Origin of the sequence: Cupriavidus sp. BIC8F (assembly GCF_032465815.1) — a bacterium.
Taxonomy (GTDB): domain Bacteria; phylum Pseudomonadota; class Gammaproteobacteria; order Burkholderiales; family Burkholderiaceae; genus Cupriavidus; species Cupriavidus necator.
The window spans coordinates 3,020,240-3,041,756 of record NZ_CP136094.1; the positions used below are offsets into that span (position 1 = coordinate 3,020,240).

General features: G+C 66.8%; 14 protein-coding genes. 11 read left to right on the forward strand and 3 right to left on the reverse strand.

Going from position 1 to position 21,517, the window contains the following annotated elements:
• Positions 1-8 precede the first annotated feature (8 nt).
• The 11 genes from RS901_RS14070 to RS901_RS14120 all read left to right on the forward strand — a co-directional run bounded on the left by RS901_RS14070 (position 9) and on the right by RS901_RS14120 (position 16,541).
• Positions 9-2,606 carry a fused MFS/spermidine synthase gene (locus RS901_RS14070; RefSeq protein ID WP_410054117.1) on the forward strand — a complete coding sequence of 866 codons (2,598 nt, stop codon included), beginning with the start codon at positions 9-11 and terminating at the stop codon, positions 2,604-2,606.
• The gene (locus tag RS901_RS14075; protein ID WP_316149387.1) at positions 2,603-3,577 is read left to right on the forward strand and encodes a MoxR family ATPase; all 975 of its coding nucleotides are present in this window, start codon (positions 2,603-2,605) and stop codon (positions 3,575-3,577) included. The genes RS901_RS14070 and RS901_RS14075 overlap by 4 nt, the downstream gene beginning before the upstream one ends.
• Positions 3,578-3,597: 20 nt before the next feature.
• Positions 3,598-4,620: a DUF58 domain-containing protein gene (locus RS901_RS14080; protein ID WP_316149388.1), complete on the forward strand. Its 1,023-nt coding sequence runs from the start codon at positions 3,598-3,600 to the stop codon at positions 4,618-4,620.
• Complete coding sequence (locus RS901_RS14085; RefSeq protein ID WP_316149389.1) at positions 4,617-5,156, forward strand: DUF4381 domain-containing protein; 540 nt, start codon at positions 4,617-4,619, stop codon at positions 5,154-5,156. Before RS901_RS14080 ends, RS901_RS14085 begins: the two co-directional genes overlap by 4 nt.
• Positions 5,143-6,180, forward strand: coding sequence for a VWA domain-containing protein (locus RS901_RS14090; RefSeq protein WP_316149390.1), 1,038 nt, complete (start codon positions 5,143-5,145; stop codon positions 6,178-6,180). The genes RS901_RS14085 and RS901_RS14090 overlap by 14 nt, the downstream gene beginning before the upstream one ends.
• Positions 6,180-7,865 (forward strand): vWA domain-containing protein, encoded by a 1,686-nt coding sequence (locus RS901_RS14095; RefSeq protein WP_316149391.1) that lies wholly within the window; start codon positions 6,180-6,182, stop codon positions 7,863-7,865. Before RS901_RS14090 ends, RS901_RS14095 begins: the two co-directional genes overlap by 1 nt.
• A complete protein-coding gene (locus RS901_RS14100; RefSeq protein WP_316149392.1) occupies positions 7,862-9,250 on the forward strand; it encodes a BatD family protein in 1,389 nt (462 codons plus the stop codon). The genes RS901_RS14095 and RS901_RS14100 overlap by 4 nt, the downstream gene beginning before the upstream one ends.
• Positions 9,251-9,280: 30 nt before the next feature.
• On the forward strand, positions 9,281-10,978 hold the full coding sequence (aspT, locus tag RS901_RS14105) for an aspartate-alanine antiporter (protein ID WP_316149393.1): 1,698 nt from the start codon (positions 9,281-9,283) through the stop codon (positions 10,976-10,978).
• A gap of 539 nt (positions 10,979-11,517) precedes the next feature.
• Positions 11,518-14,121, forward strand: a complete 2,604-nt coding sequence (locus RS901_RS14110) for a T6SS effector BTH_I2691 family protein (protein WP_316149394.1) — start codon at positions 11,518-11,520, stop codon at positions 14,119-14,121.
• Positions 14,122-14,188: 67 nt separating this feature from the next.
• Positions 14,189-15,418: an ISAzo13 family transposase gene (locus RS901_RS14115; protein WP_316149395.1), complete on the forward strand. Its 1,230-nt coding sequence runs from the start codon at positions 14,189-14,191 to the stop codon at positions 15,416-15,418.
• 172 nt (positions 15,419-15,590) lie between these two features.
• Positions 15,591-16,541 (forward strand): DUF6708 domain-containing protein, encoded by a 951-nt coding sequence (locus RS901_RS14120; RefSeq protein WP_316149396.1) that lies wholly within the window; start codon positions 15,591-15,593, stop codon positions 16,539-16,541.
• A gap of 132 nt (positions 16,542-16,673) precedes the next feature.
• Here RS901_RS14120 and RS901_RS14125 read toward each other — a convergent pair whose 3' ends face one another.
• The 3 genes from RS901_RS14125 to RS901_RS14135 all read right to left on the reverse strand — a co-directional run bounded on the left by RS901_RS14125 (position 16,674) and on the right by RS901_RS14135 (position 21,379).
• Positions 16,674-17,132, reverse strand: a complete 459-nt coding sequence (locus RS901_RS14125) for an Lrp/AsnC family transcriptional regulator (RefSeq protein ID WP_316149397.1) — start codon at positions 17,130-17,132, stop codon at positions 16,674-16,676.
• Between the two features lie 66 nt (positions 17,133-17,198).
• Positions 17,199-17,774: a cysteine dioxygenase family protein gene (locus RS901_RS14130; RefSeq protein WP_316149398.1), complete on the reverse strand. Its 576-nt coding sequence runs from the start codon at positions 17,772-17,774 to the stop codon at positions 17,199-17,201.
• A 182-nt stretch (positions 17,775-17,956) separates the two neighbouring features.
• Complete coding sequence (locus RS901_RS14135) at positions 17,957-21,379, reverse strand: adenylate/guanylate cyclase domain-containing protein (protein ID WP_316153509.1); 3,423 nt, start codon at positions 21,377-21,379, stop codon at positions 17,957-17,959.
• Between the last annotated feature and the right edge of the window lie 138 nt (positions 21,380-21,517).

Sequence of the window (21,517 nt, forward strand, 5' to 3'; positions counted from 1 at the left end):
GATCGGACATGACCAGGCGCGCAGACAGCGCCACAACCCGGGAGCAGCATCTGCAGGCGCATCGCGACGTGCTGCTGGTGCCTGCCCTGCTGCTTTTTGCCTCGGGCACCGCGGGGCTCATTTTCCAGGTGTTGTGGATCAAGCAGCTTGCGCTGGTGGTAGGCGTGGACGTGCACGCCGTCACCACCGCCGTGAGCGCATTTTTTGCCGGGCTGGCCCTGGGTGGCTGGCTGTTCGGGCGCCTGGCCGACCGGCATGCCACTCCCCTCAGGTTGTACGCCTGGCTGGAGCTCGCCGTGCTGGTGCTGGCGATTGCCGCCACGCTGGCGCTGGCGCGCTCGGCGATGCCGTTCGCGTGGCTGCAGAGCCGCGCCGGCCTGCTGGCCTGGGCGCTGCCCTTCACGCTGGTGATCCTGCCGGCGGCGGCGATGGGTGGCACGCTGCCGGTGCTGATGCGCGTATTGGCACCGCGGGCAGGGAACGTCGGCGCACACGGCGGCTGGCTCTATGCGGCCAATACTGCCGGTGCGATTGCTGGGACGCTGCTGGCTGGATTCCTTCTGATCCCCTGGCTGGGTATTACCGGCAGTGCGCTGGCGGCGGCCGCGCTCAACGGTGTTGCCGGCGTCGCAGCCCTGGTGCTGTCTTCACGCGTGGGCGCGCCGGGCACGGCGGCTGCGCCAGCCAATGCTCCCATTGAGGCGGCGGCCGGCACGGCCGAACGAGATGCGGCCGGCGGCAGGCTCGCACTCGTGCTCTATGCCATCGCCGGCGGCATCGCGCTGGGCTATGAAGTGGTCTGGTCGCAGGCCATCGTGCAGTTCATCAGCACGCGCGCCTTCGCCTTCACCATTGTGCTGGCCACCTACCTGGCGGGCCTTGCCATCGGCAGCGCGGTCGCGGCGCGGCGCGCCGACCGGGCGCGCGATCCGTGGGGCGCGTTCGGCATGCTGATCGCGGCCGCGGGCCTGGTGGCCCTGCTGGAAATCGTGCTGCTGGGCGAATGGCTGCTGCGCGCGCAGTCGGCCGTATCCGCCTGGGTGCAGGCGGCCACGGCCAGCGGCCTGGCGGCGGCCTGCGCCAGTTTCGCGGTGGCGGCGCTGTGCGTGGTGTTCGTGCCAACCTTGCTGCTGGGCGCGGCGTTCCCGTTTGTGCTGCGCGTGGGCGTCGACAGCCGGCGCGTAGGCGCCGGCGTGGGCAGCGTGGTGGCGCTCAATACGGTGGGCGGCATCGCCGGCACGGTGCTGGCCGGCTTTGTGCTGGTGCCATACCTGGGGTTGGTGCATACGCTGGCGTTGCTGGCCGTGGCGGCGGCCCTGGTCGGCGTGGTCGCCGTCGCGCTGGGCCGTGGCGTGCGGCCCCTCGCACGCTGGGCCGTGCCGATGGTGGGCGTGCTGGCCGTGATTGCGGCGGCGCTGGCCCCGGCGGACCGGCTCGCCACGTTGCTGGCGCGGGCGCGCGGCGGTGAGGTGGTGTTCTACGAGGAAGGCCGCGGCGCCACGGTGGCGGTGGTCGAGCAGACCTCGTCCAGCAACCGCTTCCGCCGGCTCTATATCCAGGGTGTTTCCAATTCGGGCGATGCCATGACGTCGCAGCGCTATATGCGCCTGCAGGCGCTGTTGCCGCTGATCGTGCATGAGGGCACGCCGAAGTCCGCGTTAGTGATTGGCTTGGGCACCGGTATTACGGCGGGGGCCACGCTGGCGTGGCCAGGGCTGGAGCACCGCGTGGTGGCGGAACTGCTGCCGCCGGTGGCGCGCGCGGTGCCAAGGTTCGAGGGCAATTTCGACGTGGCCGCCGACAAGCGCATGGACATCCGCCTGCGCGACGGCCGGCGTGAACTGCTGCAAAGCACGCAGCAGTACGACCTGATCACGCTGGAGCCGCCGCCGCCGTCGGCGGCTGGCGTGGTGAACCTGTATTCGACCGATTTCTACCGCCTGGCGGCCGCGCGGCTGCAACCCGGCGGGCTGGTGGCGCAATGGTTGCCGCTGCCGACGCAGAACGACGAAGACACGCGCATGCTGGTGCGCAGCTTCCTGGACGTATTTCCGCACGCCATGCTGTGGACCACCGAGCTGCACGAGATGATGCTGGTGGGCTCGCTGTCGCCGCTGGAGCTGGATGCCGTACGCATCCGCACGCGCTTTGAACAGCCGGAGGTTGCTGCCGCCCTGCAGGCCGTGGGCATTCGCTCGCCGGCGGCGCTGATGGCGACCTGGGTCACCGACCGCGCCGGCCTGGACTGGTATGCGGCCGACGCGCCGGCCGTGACCGACGACCGCCCGCGCATCGAGTACGCCGGCTGGGTCCGCCGCGACGCCTTCCCGGAAACCCTGTCCAGGCTGCTGTCGCTGCAAAGCGAGCCGCCGCTGGCCGGCGCCGATGATGCGTTCTGGCGCGACCTGCGCCGCGAGCGGGAAGTGCTGCACACCTTCTACCGCGCCGGGCTGGATGCCTACCGCGGCGACCGCGAAGCCTGGGCCAGCCATATCACGCAGGCCATGCGCGCCGATCCGGACAATCCCTACTACGCCTGGTTCGTCGGCGGCCAATCGGCGCGCCCGGCCCGCCGCGCACCGGCTGAACCAAGGAACACGCCATGAGCGCACGCGACGACGTCCTGGCCCTGCAGCAGCGCATGGGCGAATCGATTGTGGGGCAGCAACGCATGATCGAACGCCTTCTGCTGGGCCTGCTGGCCGACGGCCACCTGCTGGTGGAAGGGCTGCCCGGACTGGCCAAGACCCGCGCCATCAAGATGCTGGCCCGCAACCTCGATGCGCGGCTGTCGCGGATCCAGTTCACGCCGGACTTGCTCCCCGCGGACATCACCGGCTCCGAGGTGTATTTCACCGAAGGGGGCAAGGGCGAGTTCCGCTTCCAGGCCGGTCCGGTGTTCGCCAACCTGGTGCTGGCCGATGAGGTCAACCGTTCGCCAGCCAAGGTGCAGGCGGCCTTGCTGGAAGCGATGGAAGAGCGCCAGGTCACCGTCGGCGGCACCACGCACAAGCTCGAGCCGCTGTTCCTGGTGATGGCCACGCAGAACCCGATCGAGCAGGAGGGCACCTACCCGCTGCCCGAGGCGCAGATGGACCGTTTTCTGATGCATGTCGGCGTGGGTTATCCGGAAGCCAAGGCCGAGGCCGACATCGTGAAGCTGGCACGCGAGGAAGAGGCGGGCGGCGCCGCGGGTAGTGGCGCGCAGGCCGTGCGGCTGGCGCCGGAGGCGATCTTCACCGCGCGCGCCGAGATCCACGCCATCCATGTCAGCGAGGCCGTGGAGCGCTACATCGTCACGCTGGTGCAGGCCACGCGCGCCCCCAAGCCGGTGGACGACGACCTTGACAAGTGGATCCAGATCGGCGTGAGCCCGCGCGGCTCGATTGGGCTGGACAAGGTGGCGCGCGCGCACGCATGGCTGCACGGGCGCGATTTTGTTACGCCCGAGGATGTCCAGGCGGTGGTGTACGACGTGTTCCGCCACCGGCTGATCCTGTCGTACGAGGCGCATGCGGCCGGCATCGGCGCCGATGCCGTGATCGACCGCCTGGTGCAGCGGGTGGCGGTGGCTTGACGGCGGGCGAGGGCTAGCCGATGCGTCTGCCGTTCCGCGCCATCGCCCGCGCCGCGCCGCCAGCGGTGCCGGGGCCGTCTTCCGAGGCTCTCGCCGGCGTCAGCGTGGATGCGGCGGCGCTGGCCGCGCTGGAAGTGGCCGCGCGCGACTTCCACTTCCTGCCGCGCCAGCCGGTGCACAGCGTGCTGGCCGGACGCCATGCCTCCAAGGTGCGAGGGCGCGGGCTGACCTTTGAAGAACTGCGCCTGTACCTGCCCGGCGACGATATCCGCAGCATGGACTGGCGCGTGACCGCGCGCACCGGCAAGCCGCACGTGCGCGTCTACACCGAGGAAAAGGACCGTCCCGTGCTGCTGGTGGTGGACCAGCGCATCAATATGTTCTTCGGCAGCCGGCGCGCGATGAAGTCGGTCAGCGCGGCCGAGGCGGCAGCGCTGGCCGCGTGGCGCGTGCTGGCCGAAGGCGACCGCATCGGCGGCGTGGTGTTCGGCGATGCGAAGACCGAGGAGTTTCCCCCGCGCCGCAGCCGCGAAGCCGTGCAACAGTTGCTGGGCGGCATCGCGCGCTTCAACCAGGCCCTGCGCGCCGATGCGCCATCGCGGCGTGCCGCGGGGGAACTGAACGCGGCGCTGGAGCGCGCCGCGCGCATGGCGCGCCACGACTGCCTGGTCATCGTCATCAGCGATTTCGACGGCCATGACGACCGCACCCGCGACCTGATGCTGGAAATGGCCGCGCGCAACGACGTGCTGACCATCCTGGTCCACGATCCCTTCCTGAGCGAGTTGCCGGAGTCCGGCCAGCTGGTGGTCAGCGACGGCGAACTGCAGGTGGAGCTGGGCTTCGGCCACGCGGCCACGCGACGCAGCATTGCGGAGTTTGTCGATAAGCTCGCCAAGGCGCTGCTGGACTGGCACCACGCCATCGGCGTGCCGCTGCTGCCGCTGTCGGCGGCAGAGGAAACGGCGCTGCAATTGCGCCGGCTGCTGGGCCGCCCGCTGCAGCAGCCGCCGGTGCGGCAACGCGCTGGAGCGGCGCGATGAGTCTCACGCACAGCACCGCGCCGGGCGTTGCGGACAGCACGGGCGTCGCGACGCTGGCGAAGCTGGCGGACGTGGCGGTGCCGCCGCCCCCATCCTGGGCGCCGCAGACCATTGGCTGGCCGATCGCGGGCGCCTTGCTGCTGCTGGTCCTGGCCTGGGCCGGCTGGCGCGCGTGGCGGCGCTACCGCGCCAACCGCTACCGGCGCGAGGCGCTGGCCGAACTGGCAGGACTGCCGCTGAGCGCTGACCCCGAGCACCGCGTCGCCGCGCTGCGGCAGATGGCGGTGCTGCTCAAGCGCACGGCGCTGGCCGCGTGGCCGCGCGCCCAGGTTGCCAGCCTGGCTGGCGGCGGCTGGGCGGAGTTCCTGCAGGCACATGCCGGGCGCGCACAGGAGGCCGCGCCGCTGCTGGCGGCGCTGGTGCAGGACGCCGAATACCGCGACGACGCGGTGCTGGCGCAGTGGCCCGAGCCGCAGGTGCAGGCCGTGGCCGGCGCATGCCGGCGCTGGATCGCGGAGCACCATGTACCAGTTTGAATACCCCTGGCTCTTCGTGCTGCTGCCGCTGCCGCTGCTGCTATGGTGGTGGCTGCCGCCGTATCGCGAGGAAAGCCCGTCGGTGCGCCTGCCGTTCTTTGGCGAGGTGGCCAGCGCCGCCGGCCTGACCCCGGCCACCGGTGCCGTGGTGCCGCGCCGCAACCGGCTGCAATGGGTGCTGGCGCCGCTGGCGTGGGCGCTGGTGGTGACGGCGCTGGCGCGGCCGCAGTTCCTGGAGGCGCCGATCAAGAAGGTGCAGCCGGCGCGCGACCTGCTGATCGCGCTGGATCTGTCGCAGTCGATGGACACGCGCGACTTCCGCGACCCGTCGGGCGCGCTGATCCCGCGCGTGCAGGCGGTGCGGCAGGTGGTGAGCGGCTTTGTCGCCAGGCGCCCCGGCGACCGCATCGGCCTGATCGTGTTTGGCGACGCGCCGTATCCGCTGGCACCGTTCACGCTGGATCACCAGCTGGTGCAGACGCTGATCACCGGCCTGCTGCCGGGCATGGCCGGGCCGAGTACTGCGCTGGGCGATGCCATCGGACTCGGCATCAAGATGTTCGAGCATAGCGAAGCGCCCGAGAAAGTGCTGATCGTGCTGACCGACGGCAACGACACCGCCAGCCGGATGCCGCCCGAGCGCGCTGGGGGGATCGCCAAAGAGCGCAAGGTGGTGGTGCATGCCATCGGCATCGGCGACCCCAATGCTTCGGGCGAAGACAAGGTCGATCTCGGCGTGCTGCAGCGGCTGGCCGCGCAGACCGGCGGGCGCTACTTCTTCGGTGCCGACCAGGCCGCGCTGGAAACCATCTACGCGACCCTGGACCGGATCACGCCGCACAACCAGAAGACGTTGTCATGGCGGCCGCGGCGCGAGCTGTTCATGTGGCCGCTGGGGGCAGCGCTGGCGCTGGTGCTGGTGTACCAGTTGCTGATGTTCAGCTACTCGGCGTGGCTGTCGCGCCCGCGCGGCACGGCTGCAGGGGCTGACGAGATCGCGAACGCCGCCGGGGAGGGACGCTGATGCGGGCCCTGCTCGATACGCTTGCGCACTTCCATTTCCTGCGCCCGTGGTGGCTGCTGGTGCTGGTGCCGGCCGCGCTGCTGGTGTGGGCGGTGCAGCGCCGCGGCGACGTGCGGCGGCGCTGGCGCCAGACCATCGCACCGCACCTGCTCGATGCGCTGATGATCGGCGAACGCCGCCGCGTGGCGCTGCGCCCGGTGCACCTGACCGCGCTGCTGCTGGCGCTGGGCGCCATCGCACTGGCCGGGCCGAGTTGGCGGCAGGAGCGGCCGCCGTTTCTTGACGACAAGGCGCCGCTCGCGATTGCCGTGGACCTGTCGCGCACCATGGACGCGGTGGACGTCACGCCGACGCGGCTCGAGCGCGCCAAGCTCAAGATCAAGGCGCTGCTGGCGCGCCGCGACGGCGGCCGCACGGCGATCTATGCGTATGCGGGCTCCACGCACCTGGTGCTGCCGCTGACGGACGATAACAACCTGCTGCAGACCTTTGCCGATGCACTGCAGACCCGCATCATGCCGGTGCCGGGGCGCGACATGGCGCAGGCGTTGCGCACCATCGACGCCGACCTGGCGCACGAGCCGGTGCCCGGCACCATCCTGTTCCTGACCGACGGCGTGGAACCCGCCGCGGCCAAAGCCTTCCGCGAGCAGGCGCACAGCGGCCGCAGCCAGCCGGTGGTACTGGCGATCGGCACGCAGCAGGGCGGGCCGCTGCGTAATGCCGCGGGTGCCGCGGGTGCCGCGGGTGCCGAGGGCGGCTTTGTCGAACAGGACGGGGCACGCGTGTTCGCGCGCCTGGATGTGGCCGCGGTCAAGCGCTTTGGCGGCGACAGTGGCGTACCGGTCGCCACCTTTACGCCGGGCAGTGATGACGACGTGGCGTGGGTGCAGCGCCATGTGCAGTCGCACCTCGAGCAGATGCGGGCCGGCGAGCGCATGCGCTGGAAGGACGAAGGCTGGTGGCTGGTGCTGCCGATCACGCTCCTGGCGATGCTGTGGTTCCGCAAGGGCTGGACCGTGCGCTGGATTGCCGGCCTGCTGCTGGCGCTGGCGCTGGCGTTGGCGGCGCCGCAGCAGGACTCGCGCGCGCAGCCGCAGCAGGCCGAAGCGGTACGGCCGTGGCGCTTTGCCGACCTGTGGCTGACGCATGACCAGCAGGGCCGCCGCGCCTTCGAGCAGGGCGACTTCGCGCGCGCCGCGACGCTGTTCGACGATGCGATGTGGCGTGGCATCGCCCAGTATCGCGCCGGCCAGTACACGCAGGCGGCGCAGAGCTTTGCGCTGGTCGATTCACCGCAGTCCGACTACAACCAGGGCAATGCGCTGGCGCGGCAGGGCCAGTACCGGCAGGCCGCCGCGCGCTACCGCCAGGCGCTCAGGCGGCAGCCGCAATGGCCGGCGGCAACGGCCAACCTGGCGTTGATGGATAAGCTGCTGGCGCAACAGAAACCGAAGGACAAGCAAGACCCCAACGACCTGGAACAGCCCCCCGACCTGGCGCCGGATGAAATCAAATACGACGCCGCGAAGCCGCCGGAGCAGGGCGGCCAGTCCATGCATATCGGCCTGACGCAGGACGCCGAAATGTGGATGCGCGCGATCCAGAGCACGCCGACCGACCTGCTGCAGCGCAAGTTCGCCTTGCAGCGCGGGCAGGCCGCGCCGCAGCAGGGGCAGCGATGAGAGGCCGCGCCGTGTGTCAGCACGCGTGGCTGCGCCAGCTTGCGCCGCTGGTCTTGCTGATGGCGGCGTTGTGGCTGCCCTTGCTGGCGCGCGCCGCCGCCGAGCCCATCGTGCGCGTGGAAGTGGGCGCGAAGCAGCCGGTGCTGGTCGGCCAGCAGATCAGCATCGACGTCACCATCCTGGCGCCCAATTTCTTCATGTCGGCGCCGGCCTTCCCGGAGCTCCAGGTGCTGGGCGCCATCGTCACCATGCCTGACCAACGCGCGCTGAACTCGACCGAAACCATCGATGGGGTTGCCTACGCCGGCATCCGCAAGACCTATGCCTTTACCGCCGAGCAGGACGGCGACTTCGAGCTGCCATCCGCGACCGTGCGCTTCACTTATGCGGGCGACGACGGCGCGCCGCGCCAGGGCAGCGTCACCTTTCCATCCACGCGGATCCGCGCGGGCGCCGGCGGCGCGGTCAAGGCCGGCGCCGGGGCGGGACGGCCCTTGCTGCCGGTGGCCCGGCTTACCGTGACGCAGGCGCTGGACCATGCGTACGACGAAGACACCGTGCGGCTGCGCGCGGGCGATGCGCTGGTGCGCACCGTCACCACCTTTGCGCCGCAGACCCAGGCCATGATGATCCATCCGCCACACGCCGCGGCGCCGCCCGGGGTGCGCGTCTTCAGCGCCGATGCGCGGCTGTCCGACCACGCCCAGGGCGCGCCCGGGCCGGGCGGCACGCGCGTGGACGCCATCACCTATGTGTTCGAGCGGACCGGCACCTACACGCTGCCGGCGGTGACAGTGGATTGGGTCGATCCGGCCACCCGCAAGCCGGCAAAGTCCGAAGCGCCCGCGGTCAAGGTGGTGGTGGCTGCCGCGCGCGCAGGCAGCGCGCTGGCCCCGGGCGGTCCGTCTGCCGGCGCGCTGCCGGGAGAGGGCGGCCTGCCATGGCGGACGTTGCTGTGGGGGGCAGCGGGGCTGCTGGCTGTGCTGGCAGCCGGGCTGTTGTGGTGGCGTATGCGGCCGGCGCTGGCCCGGCTGCGCCAGCGGCTGGCCGGGCACAAGCGCGTCCGCGCCGAAGGTGCCGACGCCCAGCTGGAAGCAACGCTGCAAGCCTGCCAGGCGGGCAATGCCGCTGCCGCCGGCCAGGCGCTGGGGGCATGGACGCGCGCCGCCCACGGCACCACCCCCGCGGCGTGGGCAGAGGCAGCTGGCGATGCCGCCCTTGCCGATGCCGTGACCGATCTGCAACGCCACCTCTACGGCGCGATGCCCGCCCAGGCCGCCTGGAATGGCACGCCGTTGGCCCAGGCCCTGCGCCCCCATGCCGCCAGGGCGCCGGTGCGCCGGCATCGGCAAGCCGTGCCCGCATTGCCTGCGCTCAATCCCTGACAATCACGCCCCCCGCAAGCGACGCCCCCTATGAAATGCTCCGTTGATCTGTTTGCCGGCAACCCGTTGATGGTGCTCTTCATCACCGTGGGCCTGGGTTACTTCATCGGCAAGGCGCGCGTGGGCCCGATCCAGCTAGGGGGCGTCTGCGGCACGCTGATCGTCGCGCTGTTCATGGGGCAGACCGGTTGCCAGATGCACGGCGAGCTCAAGGACATGGCCTTCGCGTTGTTTATCTTCGCCATGGGCTATTCCGGCGGGCCGCAGTTCTTTGCCAACCTGAACCGGTCGAGCCTGCGCTATATGGTCTTACCGGTGGTGGAAGCCATCGTCGTGCTCGCCATCGCCGTCAGTGCGGCGGCGTACCTGGGATTCGATCCCGGCACCGCCGCGGGCCTGGCCGCCGGTGCGGCGACGGAATCCGCCGTGGTCGGCACCGCCGCCGAAGCGCTGAAGCACCTGGGCCTGGATGCCGCCACCGTGAGCCGCTATGAGGCCAATATCGCCACGGCCTATACGCTGACCTACCTGGTCGGCCTGATCAGCATCGTGTTCTTCACCAGCCAGATCGCCCCGGCCTTGCTGGGCATCGACCTGCGCAAGGCCGCCAGGGAAGTCGCGGCGAAGATGGACGCCGCGTCCGAGGACGATGTTGCCACCCAACCCGCACTGCCGCGCCTGATCGGGCGCGCGTACTCCGTGCACCAGGCGGCCGGCATGACGCTAGGCGAGCTCCAGCACCAGGTGGGCGGCCGGGCCTCGGTCGTCAAGGTGCTACGGGCCGGCGCCGCCATCGACCTGGGCGACGACGATACCGTGCAGGCAGGCGATATCCTTGCCATGGTGGGCATCCGCAGCAACCTGCTGAAGGCTGCCTCCCTGATCGGGCCGGAAGTCCTGCTACCCGATGCCCACACGGATGCCATCCAGCTGGTCGAAAAGCAGGTCATCGTGAACAAGCCCAGGGTCAATGGCAAGACCATCGGCGAACTGGCCCGCCTGGCCGGCGCACGCCGCCTGCGTGAAGTCTGGATCCTGCAAGTGCGGCGCTCGGGGATGTCGCTGCCGATCACGCGTTCCACGCCGCTGCAGCATGGGGATGTGGTCACCATCGTCGGCCTGGAGCCGTCGCTGTCCGAAGCCATTGCCGGAATCGGCGTGGAAGCGAAGGCAACCGAGGTCACCGAGCTGGTCTTCCTGTGCGTGGGCATCCTGGCAGGCTTGCTGGTGGGAACCCTGAGCCTGAGCCTCGGCGGGATGCATATTTCGCTGGGCAGCGGCGGCGGGGCGCTTCTCAGCGGCCTGGTGTTCGGATGGATCAATTCAAGAAGGCCGTCGCTCGGCACCTTCCCGAGGTCGGCCGTGCAGATCCTGAAGGACCTGGGCCTCGCGGTCTTTGTCGCCTGCGTCGGCTTGTCCGCCGGACCGGATGCGATCTTGCTGATCCGCGAGCACGGCGCGGTGCTGCCGCTGATCGGGCTGGCGGTGTCGCTGGGGCCGGCGTGCCTGTCCTTGTGGATCGGGCACAAGATCCTGAAGATCGAAGGCCCGCTGCTGGTTGGCGCGATTGCCGGGCAGCACGTGAGCACCCCGGCGATCAGCGCCATCCTGGCCGCCAGCCAGAGCTCCGTGCCGTTGCTGGGCTACACCATTACCTATGCCATTGCCAACGTGCTGCTGCCGGTGCTGGGGCCGATCATAATTTCGCTGGCGTTCAAGTTCACTTAGTGTCCGCGAGGGCGCTCCACCGCTGCCGGACCTGGCCCAAACACACTGCCGCTGTATCGGTTCGCTCAGGCCCCGCCGATCTCTGTCTGCTGGCCGATCGCCCAAACAATTCCCGTTAGTTCGCGCGCAATCGCCGTGCAGACCTGCACCGGTAATTTCCCGCGGGCACTCAGATGACGCCTCTGCATTCTTGCGTACTCGGCGTTCATTTGGAATTCAATTCTCCTTGCTTTTGGCCTCCGAATTCTCCTCGGAAAATAGGATTCGCCCGATTGAACCCTCGCCCCCACCGATTCTAAGATCGAGCCTGAGTTGCCGTGTCATCACTTGGTGACTAACGCAGCAATGGCGTGCCGCGAACGCGAAGCATCAAGTCACGTGTTTTTTGCGGCAAGAGAACGTTCAACTCCACGGCGTGCTTTGCATGGGTAATCGCCTGCCGTTTTCGTCTGGCACGATCACCGTCTCGGGGCCAGCGTTGCCTGAACTCTTCGGACAGTCCCCGCAGCACGCCAGGCAAATATCATCGGAACGCCACCATGGTCATGTACAACGTTGACAGCACGATAGAACGCTGCTCCAAGCCGGTGAAGGAGTGCAATTTTTGTCACCATGAACCCGGTTTGGCCGTGCTGCCGGTCCGGTACGCCGTCGTCGGACCGGAGGACAAGAACGGGGCGCCGCCACTCTCAGGGAATTTCAAGATCGAGAACGCCCCTGCGCAACTCGGCAGCGGGGTGCAGTACATCCTTCGCACGATGCGCCCCGGCTTCCTGTACATCTTCCATGAAGCGATGCAGATGTGGGATGCCTATGTGGTCATGAAGGGCGGTCACCTGTGGAAGGTCATTCCCGAGAATCCTGGGCCAGCCAAAGTCCCGGAGGCTTTCAATTGCAGTGTTTGTCCGCACCACAGCCTTGAATCCTTGTATTTCACCATTCCCGATCCCGCGCACGCGACGCATGTCTGGTATGCCTATTCGCATGTGGCATGGACCAAGGCACAGCTGGATGTGAACAAGTTCGAGCTTGATGTGCGCAAGGCGCATATGCAATGCCTCGACGTAGCGGCCTGGATGGGCAACCAGAACCAGCCACACGCCGCCCGCGCGGCGGAGATCAACAAGCGCGTGGCATCGTTCGCCATGAAGCCCGAAGCGCAGCAACAAGCATTCCGGTATCTGAGCGCGACACCACCCGGAACCATTAACCTGGGCGAGATTGCTCCGATTGGCCCCACAAGCGGTTCGATGCTTGCGGACCGGATGGAGATCGTGTCCCCTGGCAAGGCGATGATGCTGGCGTTCAATGATCCGCTCGCAATCACCGAGGACCTGGGCATCCTGACCAATCCCAAGCTGCACCCGAAAGCGAACAACGCGGTCATCTGGGATCAGTCTACGGACTTCTTGCTGGATCGCCTTGAGTCGAACATCCGGGCCAACGCCGAGGCGCAGCACACGAAAGAGGCGGAGGCCGCGGCGGCCGAGGCTGAGCGCATGAAGACCACGCCGGATGGATTTCCGGCCTACGAACTCCTGTCGGCCGTGTTCAATGGAAAGGCGACGGCCGAGCGATGGAAGCGCGAAGATGCGGAGCGTGAAGCGACTCGCCTTGCGAGGAAAAAGGCAGCCGGCGATGCGGCTTGGGCGCCCTATGAAGCCGTGCTAGACAAGAGTAAGCGCCACCAGGACCTGACTCCGAGACTGAAGGCCCTCAACGAGAACGTCATCGCTCCAATCTCGTTGTCCCATGCGCAGTGGCTGATGAGCCCGCAGCTTGCCGCATATATGCAGTACCGCCACGACAAGATGGAGTTGCCACACGGCTACCATTACAACGAAGCTCTGACGCGCTGCCTGGAACACGGGATGCAGAATGCCGAATGCCGCAAAGTCATCAAGCGATGGTACGAGGAAGCGAACCCCGCGAAGGACAGCAACCTACTGTCGCGCGCCCTATTGCTGAACCACCAGCCCATCATCGACACCGTGGCTGACCCCGTAGATCAGGGGATAGGCGCTGTGTTCGCTGTGTTCAAGAGCGGGATTGACGCGATTGAAGCTTCCGCCAGAGGCCTCTCCCTACCAGAAGCCATTGCAAAGCTTGGCGTGCTGCCGCGCTTGGCGTGGGTACTTTCCGACGAAATCATCCCCGCATTGGCAACCAAGATGGGCACGATGACCGCGCGAGTCTTCGTGATTGGTCTGGGCTTGTTTGGCGGCGCCCGCCTCGTGATGCATAACAGGAATTTCGTGGACCTTCGTGCCACGGTGTTGTCGGACCTGGAACGCGTCAACCCGGCCCTGTACAAGCAATTGGGCCGCTCGGTACGGCGCGAAGAAGCTGCCGCCTTAGCTCGCTCGTCAAAGCGGCTGGCGCAGACTGCCAAGGTGATTTGGTTCGATCCCAATGACCTGGCGCAGAACACGGAACTAGGTGCGCTCCGACTACGCACCGAGCGCGATGTGCCGGGCGCCCGGCAAGTTACCGCAGCTCTGGGCTCCCGCTTCGTCAATATCGGCGCAGTTGCCTGCATCCTTCAGGGGCTGGCTCTCTACCACGCCACGCAGTCCTTTCGTGCAGGCGGGGAGTTCGACGAGGTCGAAAAGGGGACCAAGCTGGCCGGGGGGCTCGTGGCAATGGTCGGTACCCTCGCCGAGCAGACTGGCATCGTGCTGGATAAGGCAGCAACGCATCCTTACGTATCACGTTTATCGCGTCTAATGGAACGCGCGGAATGGACAGCAAAAGGCGAGATATGGGCGGCACGCGGTAGGTATATTGGCTTGGCGGGCGCAATTGTCGGCGTCGGTTGGGACGGCTATCACGCGTATGACGAATTTACAAAGGGCAACCGCGCGTTGTTTGTTCTGTACAGCGCCTCTGCTCTATCCGGAGGCACCGCCGCGCTTATGTCCGCAGAACTGATTCTCGTTGGCGCTCCGGTTTGGCCTCTCCTGGTCGTACTCTTCGCGGTGAACGTGGGGATCGCGATCCTGGACGACCCGGCCACACTCAAGTGGGCCGCGCGCTGCCGCTTCAGCAAGCAAGCGAACGGCGAACGCTACACCACCATGGAGAAGGAATGGGCCGAGTTTCTTCAACTCGACATTAAGGTTAGCGAGGATGCCAAGAAATGAAACTCCCGGCTAAGGACCCTAGCAAAAATAACTTGAACAGTTGTCCTCGCGTCTATACGATGCGCACATGGATATCAGCGAGGCAGTCGAAGCGAAGTTTCGGGCCCTGCAGGCGCGCCTTGATGAGGCGACGTTGCGCCTATGGGCCGCCGCCGAAGCGCGCAGCCTGGGGCGTGGGGGCGTGAGTCTGGTGGCCAAAGCGATAGGCATCTCGCGCACCACGATCTATGCGGGACTGGCCGAACTCGAAGCGGCCGGTGGAGCGACGCGGGACATGACGGCCAAGCGCATTCGTGCCCCGGGAGGCGGGCGCAAGAGGCTAACTGAGCTCGATGCGAGGTTGTTGGAGCACCTGGATGCACTGGTGGAGCCGACCAGCCGGGGTGACCCGATGTCAGCACTACGATGGACGTGCAAGAGCACCACCCGTCTGGCCGAAGAGCTCAACCGGCTGGGGCATCGCGTGAGTCAGCGCACGATCTGCGATCTGCTGACGCAGACGGGCTACAGCTTGCAATCGGTGCGCAAGACACGCGAAGGCGCGCAGCACCCCGACCGCGACGCGCAGTTCCACTACATCGCCGACAAGGTGGCGCAGTATCAGCGCCAGCGTCAGCCGGTCATCTCGGTGGACACGAAAAAGAAGGAGCTGATCGGCGATTTCAAGAACGCTGGCCGCGAATGGCAGCCCAAGGGCCAACCCGAGCAGGCGCGTGTGCACGATTTCATCGACGATGAACTGGGCAAGGTTGCCCCGTATGGCGTCTATGATGTGACGGCCAACGAGGGCTGGGTCAGCGTGGGCATCAACCACGACACCGCCGAGTTCGCGGTTCAAAGCATCCGTCGCTGGTGGCTGGAGATGGGCCGTCCGTTGTATCCGAAAGCCAGGCGACTGCTGGTCACCGCCGACTGCGGTGGCAGCAACGGGTATCGTGTGCGGCTGTGGCGGGTGCAGTTGCAGCGACTGGCCGACGAACTCGGTTTCGCTGTGCAGGTGTGCCACTTTCCGCCGGGTACGAGCAAGTGGAACAAGATCGAGCATCGCCTGTTCTGCCATATCACGAACAACTGGCGCGGCCGACCGCTGTTGACGCGTCAGGTGGTAGTGAACCTCATCGGCAGCGTGAGTACCGCTGAAGGGCTGAAAGTGCGTGCGGAACTGGACGAGAACATGTACGACGCAGGTATCAAGGTCAGCGACGCCGAACTCGCTGCCGTGGCCATTGAGCGCGACGAATTTCATGGCGAGTGGAACTACCGCATCAAACCTCGAACATCTCGTCGCAAGACGTAATTGTTCAAGTTATTTTTGCTAGGATCCTAAGGATGAACGCATACCACTTTACTTTCGCGAGAAGGGAAAGCCGCCTGGCACATGGCAGCTGCAGCACCGCCTGTACATCGATAGGCCTTCCAGCGAAGTTGCCGATGAAATCGGTAACGTCTACAGCATAGATTCGACTCGTTTGGAAATCATCGATGAGTCGCAAAAAAGAATCCAGATGATCGGTCAGGGTTGGGTCTTGAGCCTAGCTTTTGCGACGCTCAGTTTCCTCGGCTTCGCGATGATCATTTCCGGGTTCAAAAATGACTCACCAGAAGTGGTAGGACGCCCGGGATACTGGCCTGCTATGTTGATTGGTCTAATCATGATGGCTTCGGCAACCGGCTTCTTTGGCTTCGTCGCCGGTGAATCGATGCGACGAAACCTCTTCACGTTGAAGCGGCGTCCGATCCGGCTGAACCGAAAAACCCACCGCATCTATGCCATGCGCACGAAAGGGGCTGACAGCGTATGGGAGGTGCCATGGAGCAACGACGAGTTCTTCTGCGTGGGCGTCAGCAAGAAGGGTGGCTTGTCGCGTAGCTATGAGATGTATGACATACGCCATTACAAGTTGGACGCGGACGGTAATGTGGTTCGTGCCTTCGTTCTCGGGCAGCAGATGTTCACGCTGGAACAGGCCCAGCAGCAGTGGGAATACTACCGCCGTTATATGCAAGACGGTCCCGCCAACCTGCCTGAACCCAAATGTTTTTGGGCTCCACAGGAGGGCTTTTGGGAGGGCTTCAGGATCTGCAGGGGTGACCTCAGGTCTGCTGTTGATCTGATCTTCCTGCCGATGATCTTGCTGGATGCGACATTCAGGTGGCTCACGCTGGTGACTTGCAGCGATCCCGTGTGGCCTCCCGAGATTGAGGCGGCGTGCAAGCCCACACCCAACGACCCCTATGCGCGTCCATACGCCGACGATTTCATCGGTGTGCCGAACGGCCCGGATGCCAAGCCATCATGCGAGGATCTGGAGCGCACGGTTGCGCACCAGCTGGCACGGAAAAATGCGGGGGCACTGACCCGAGATGAAGCGGAGGCCTTGATACATCAGCACGCTTTGGAGTCTGAATATGGCCGTTGAGAACGTCCTTCACTTCGCGAGAACCGTCACTGGATGGACCGGCGCAACCCTTGTCCTGATGCTTGGCAGCGCATGTTCATACTTGCCCTGGTTGCCGGCATTCTGTCTAGCGCATGAAGGGCCGGTGCCGGCCTACGCATAATCGAGCGGCAGCGCCGTGGTGTACTTGATCTGCTCCATCGCAAAGCTGGAACTGACGTCGGCCAGCTCGGCGCCCTGGATCAGCTTCTTGTAGACGCGGTCGTAGGCGGCAATATCCGGCACCACCACGCGCAGCAGGTAGTCGGTATCGCCGGCCATGCGGTAGAACTCGGTCACTTCCGGGATCGATGCCACCAGCCCGTGGAACTGCGCCAGCCATTTCACGTTGTGCTGGCTGGTGCGGACCGAGACAAAGACCGTGACCCCGGCATTGAGCTTGCCGGCATCGAGCAGCGCCACGCGTTTGCGGATCAGGCCGGCCTCTTCCAGCCGCTGGATCCGGCGCCAGCATGGCGTCGAGGTCAGGCCGACCCGTTCCCCGATCTCCGCCACCGGCACGGTGGCGTCTTCCTGCAGGATGGCGAGAATCTGTTTGTCGTAGCGGTCCATGGTGCGTAGCGGGTCAGGTGAGGGTGGACCGGCGACCGCACGCGGTGCGGCTACGCGCGGCTGATGCTAGGCGTCGGCGGTCGGCACCAGCAGGTTCACGCCGGTGGCAATGTGGTCGCGGTGCACGCCGTAGAGGTGCAGGGACACGGCGATATCGTCGCTGGCATTGCCCAGCGCATGGATATGCTGCAGCCCGGCCGGCACGCTGAAGGTATCGCCGGCCGTGCGCAGGACGGAGTTGGCATGGCGCGCCTGCCGGCTGGCGGGATCCCACCGGTAATGCTGCTCGCTCAGCGTGCCGCGCAGCACGCGGTAGGCACACCAGGTGCGATGGCCGTGCACGGGGCTCGACTGGCCCGGGCGCCAGACCAGCACCATCGCCGAGAAGCGCTCCAGCGGGTCGGCATGGACCAGGTGGCGGGCATAGGTATCCGGCTTGCCGAGCAGGGCGCCTGGCGGCAGTGTTGCAAGCAGCGTGTCGGTGTCTGGCAGGTGCACGGCGATGTGGCCGGCGACCATGCGCGCGCTGTGGGCGAAGGTGGCCTCGAGGTCGAGCGCCAGCTGGTCGAGCGGCGCGGCTGGCGGGGCGAGATGCGGAAACGCTGCCGGAGCTGCGGCAGTCAGGGGGGATCCGGTCGGCATGGCGGGCACCTTGGTCTTGTTCTGGGTACATAGCCATGATATTTGCGGGCCGGAGAACAGGCATGCGAACTGTCGTTCAATGTCGCCAGGAATTGTAATCCTATTCCCGTAATGAGGCGATATTGAGAATTAAATGCTCATATCGGGTCGGGGAAGGTGGTTGGGCAGCTCCCTCGTGATTTTCAGTCGAGTTCGGCGAGCAACGCCTTGGCCGCCTGCAGGTCCGCGGTGTCGAAGCCTTCGGTGAAACGGCCGTAGCCCTCGGCCAGCATCTCGCGGGCGTCGCCCTCCTTGCCGTGTTGCCGCCACAGCCGGCTTAGGGCCATCATCGCGCGCAGTTCCAGCGATAGGGCGCCCTGGCGGCGCGCGATCGCAATCGCCTGCTGGAAGCAGGCCTCGGCCTCGGCCTCGTCCCGGCCGGCGCCCGCCGCGCCCGCGCAGCCTGGCTGCAGCAGCGTCAGTTCCCCCTTGAGCCGATACAGCTCCGCCTCGTACAGGCGCTCTTGCGTCCGGTCTGCCACGGCCAGCGCCTCGGCCAGCATTTGCAGCCCTGCCTCGGCCTGTCCCGCTTTCCCGTAGGCTTCGGCCAGCAGCGCCAGGAAATGTGTCTGCCAGATCCCTGCCCCGGTGGCGCGGTAGGCGCTCAAGCCCTGCTGCATCTTCTCGATGCCTTGCGCTGTGCGCCCCTGCGCGACCAGCGCCCAGCCCGAGAGGATGGTTCCGAAAGTCAGCCAGAACGGGAAGCCGTGCTCGGTCGCGAGGGCGAGAAGTGCTTCAACCAGTTCATGCATCGGCTGCGTCTCGCCGCGGTACAGGCGAAGCATGGCGGCGAAGGTCAAGGCATTGGCCGAGTCAGGAGGGTGGGACAGGGTCTGAGCCAGCGCGAGCATCTCCTGGCTGCGCGCGAGGGCCTGATCCGGATAGCCGAGCAGCCACAGGTCCAGGGCCAGGCAGGCCAGCGCCAGCACACCAGGCTCCAGGAAGAAGGCAGGCGACTGGCACTGCCCAGAGTCATAGAGCACCAGGGCCTGCTCCAGTTGCGTGCGGGCAGCGCCCAGTTCGCCGAGAGCGAGCAAGCTGACCCCCACCGCCCGATGGGCTTGTACCAGCAACGCAGGGTCCTGCGCCTTCTGGGCCAGCGTCAGGAGTTGCTTCGCCAACTCGTGTGCGGTTGGCAGCTCCCCGCGCACTATGAGCGACGTGCGCAGCCCCATCAAGGCGGGGAAGAGCTGAATCGCTTCCCCGAGCTGTCGACACAGGTCCAGCGCGCGGGTGTAAGTCGCCTCGACTTCCGGGGCAGCGAGTCCACGGGTGGCCATCCAGGTCGGACCGAGCGTGATCTGCAGTGCGAGTTCCTGCCGTGCGCGTTCGGGACCATCAGGCAAAGTCTTGAGCAAGGCGAGGGCCTTGGTCAGGTGGGCGACCGCTTCGGCATTGGCAGAGCGGTGCGCCGCCTGCCGCCCGGCGCAATGCAGGTATTCCACCGCTTTCGGCGCGTTGCCGCTGCGGCTGAAATGATGCGCCAGCTCGCTGCAGTGCTCCTCGAGCCGGGCGGCAAACAGGGCCTCGATCGCCTGGGCGGTGCGCTCATGCAGCGCACGGCGCCGCTCGCTCAGCAGCGAGCCGTAGGTCACCTCCTGGGTCAGCGCATGCTTGAAGCTGTACTCCACCTCCGGAAATGCCGGCTGCTCGTAGATGAATTCCCCGGCTTGCAGCCGCGTCAGCAGGTTCCTGGTTGTGTCCTCGGGCTGCTCGACCACGCGCGCGAGCAGGCTCCAGGGAAATACCTTGCCGATCACCGCCAGGGTCTGCAGCAGCGCTTTCTCGGCCGGCTGCAGGCGGTCGATGCGGGCGGCGAGCACCCCCTGCACGGTGGTCGGGATGTGCAGCATGGTCGGGATCTGCTCGAGACGGTAACGACCGCGTTCGCCGCGCAGCACGTGCTCCTCGATCAGCGTCTGCACCACTTCCTCGATGAAGAAGGGGTTGCCTTCGGTCAGTTCCAGGATCAGCTGCTCGAGCGGTGCGAGTCCGGCGGTGTCGCCCAGCAAGGCTCGCAGCAGTTCCCGGGCGTCGGCTTCGTCCAGGGGATCCAGTCGCAGCTGGGTGTAGTAGCTCTTGCGACCCCAGTCGTGCCGGTACTCGGGCCGGTAATTGACCAGCAGCAGGATGCGGGCGCTGGCCACGCTCTCGCCGAGAAAACCAAGGAAGGCCTCGGTTTCACTGTCGAGCCACTGCAGATCCTCGACGATCAGCTCCAGCGGCTGGGCCAGACTCTCGCGCACCAGCAGCCGCTTGATCGCCTCGAACGTACGCTGCCTGCGGACCTGGGCGTCCATCTGCGCCAGCACCGAGTTTGGCTCGGCGGCCCCAAGCAGGTGGAACAGGTAGGGCAGGGCGTCTTCCAGCGCGCGATCCAGGGTCAGGACCTTGCCGGTCAGCTTCTCGCGCCGCCGGCGCTCATCGTCCTGCGCCGTGATCTCGCAGTAGTTCCGCAGCAGCTCGATCAGCGGCAGATACGGATAGGCCTTGCCGTGTGAAACCGAGAAGGTTTCCAGCACCAGGCAATGACGCGGCGCGAGCTGCTTGAACTCGAGGCATAGCCGCGACTTGCCGACCCCCGGCTCGCCGACCACGCCGACGATCTGACCGTGTCCGGCTTGCGCCCGCGCCCGCGCTTCGCGCAGCTGCTCGAGCTCGCGAGCGCGGCCGACAAAGCGCGCCAGCCCGCGGCTGGCCGACACCTGCAGCCGGGTGCGCAGCGGGCCGAGGCCGAGGACTTCGAAGACCGCGAGCGGCTCGGGCAGCCCCCTGATCGGTGTCGCGCCGAGCGCCTTGAACGCGAAATAGCCTTCGGTCAGGCTGTGGGTGTGTTCGCTCGCGACGATCGAGCCGGGCACCGCTATGCCCTCCATGCGCGAAGCGATGTGGATCGAATTGCCCACCGGGTCGTAGTCGGTGTGCAGATCCTCGGTGCGAATCGCGCGCACCACCACTTCGCCGGAGTTGATGCCAACGCGGATCTGCAGCGCGATCCCCTGGGCCAGACGCACCCCGTCGGCGTAACGGCGCATGGCCTCCTGCATGCGCAGCGCCGCCAGCAAGGCCCGCTGCGGATGGTCTTCATTCGCGATCGGCGCGCCGAACAGCGCCAGGATGCCATCGCCCATCGACCTGGCCACATAACCTTCATAGTGATGCACGGCCTCCATCATCAGCGCCAGCACCGGGTCGATCAGGCGGCGCGCGTCTTCGGGATCGAGGTCGTGGATCAGCGCGGTCGAGCCGGCCATGTCGGCGAACAGCGCGGTAACCGTCTTGCGCTCGCCGTCCGCCGCGCCGCGGGCTTCCATGTCCGCCTGCGCCGCCCGGATGCGCTCGGCCAGATAGGAAGGTGTGTAGTCGACGGGGGCGCTGGGCGCAAGTGTCGTGATCGGGGGCGTCGCGCTTGACGGGGTCAGCGGCGTGCCGCATTCGCTGCAGAACTTGGCGCTCGCGCTCGCCTCTTGCCCGCAGGCCGGGCAGACACGCACAAGCCTGGCGCCACATTCCTCGCAGAACTTGGCGCCTGCCGGATTTTCGAACCCGCAGCTTGCGCAGTGCATAGGGCTTGTCCCCCGTCCGGGGCTTGCCAGACTCAACGATTTAATCTTATCAAACGATGCGGCCTCCTCTGGCCCGATGACGACCCGAAGGCCGAGCCGAAATCGTCGTCGCGAAAAGCAAGTCGACCTGCCGGGAAA

Bases quoted from the DNA above. Each gene is read 5' to 3' on its own strand.
- RS901_RS14070 (WP_410054117.1), top strand. From the start codon at position 9: ATGACCAGGCGCGCAGACAGCGCCACAACCCGGGAGCAGCATCTGCAG.
- RS901_RS14075 (WP_316149387.1), top strand. From the start codon at position 2,603: ATGAGCGCACGCGACGACGTCCTGGCCCTGCAGCAGCGCATGGGCGAA.
- RS901_RS14080 (WP_316149388.1), top strand. From the start codon at position 3,598: ATGCGTCTGCCGTTCCGCGCCATCGCCCGCGCCGCGCCGCCAGCGGTG.
- RS901_RS14085 (WP_316149389.1), top strand. From the start codon at position 4,617: ATGAGTCTCACGCACAGCACCGCGCCGGGCGTTGCGGACAGCACGGGC.
- RS901_RS14090 (WP_316149390.1), top strand. From the start codon at position 5,143: ATGTACCAGTTTGAATACCCCTGGCTCTTCGTGCTGCTGCCGCTGCCG.
- RS901_RS14095 (WP_316149391.1), top strand. From the start codon at position 6,180: ATGCGGGCCCTGCTCGATACGCTTGCGCACTTCCATTTCCTGCGCCCG.
- RS901_RS14100 (WP_316149392.1), top strand. From the start codon at position 7,862: ATGAGAGGCCGCGCCGTGTGTCAGCACGCGTGGCTGCGCCAGCTTGCG.
- aspT (WP_316149393.1), top strand. From the start codon at position 9,281: ATGAAATGCTCCGTTGATCTGTTTGCCGGCAACCCGTTGATGGTGCTC.
- RS901_RS14110 (WP_316149394.1), top strand. From the start codon at position 11,518: ATGGTCATGTACAACGTTGACAGCACGATAGAACGCTGCTCCAAGCCG.
- RS901_RS14115 (WP_316149395.1), top strand. From the start codon at position 14,189: ATGGATATCAGCGAGGCAGTCGAAGCGAAGTTTCGGGCCCTGCAGGCG.
- RS901_RS14125 (WP_316149397.1), bottom strand. From the start codon at position 17,132: ATGGACCGCTACGACAAACAGATTCTCGCCATCCTGCAGGAAGACGCC.
- RS901_RS14130 (WP_316149398.1), bottom strand. From the start codon at position 17,774: ATGCCGACCGGATCCCCCCTGACTGCCGCAGCTCCGGCAGCGTTTCCG.
- RS901_RS14135 (WP_316153509.1), bottom strand. From the start codon at position 21,379: ATGCACTGCGCAAGCTGCGGGTTCGAAAATCCGGCAGGCGCCAAGTTC.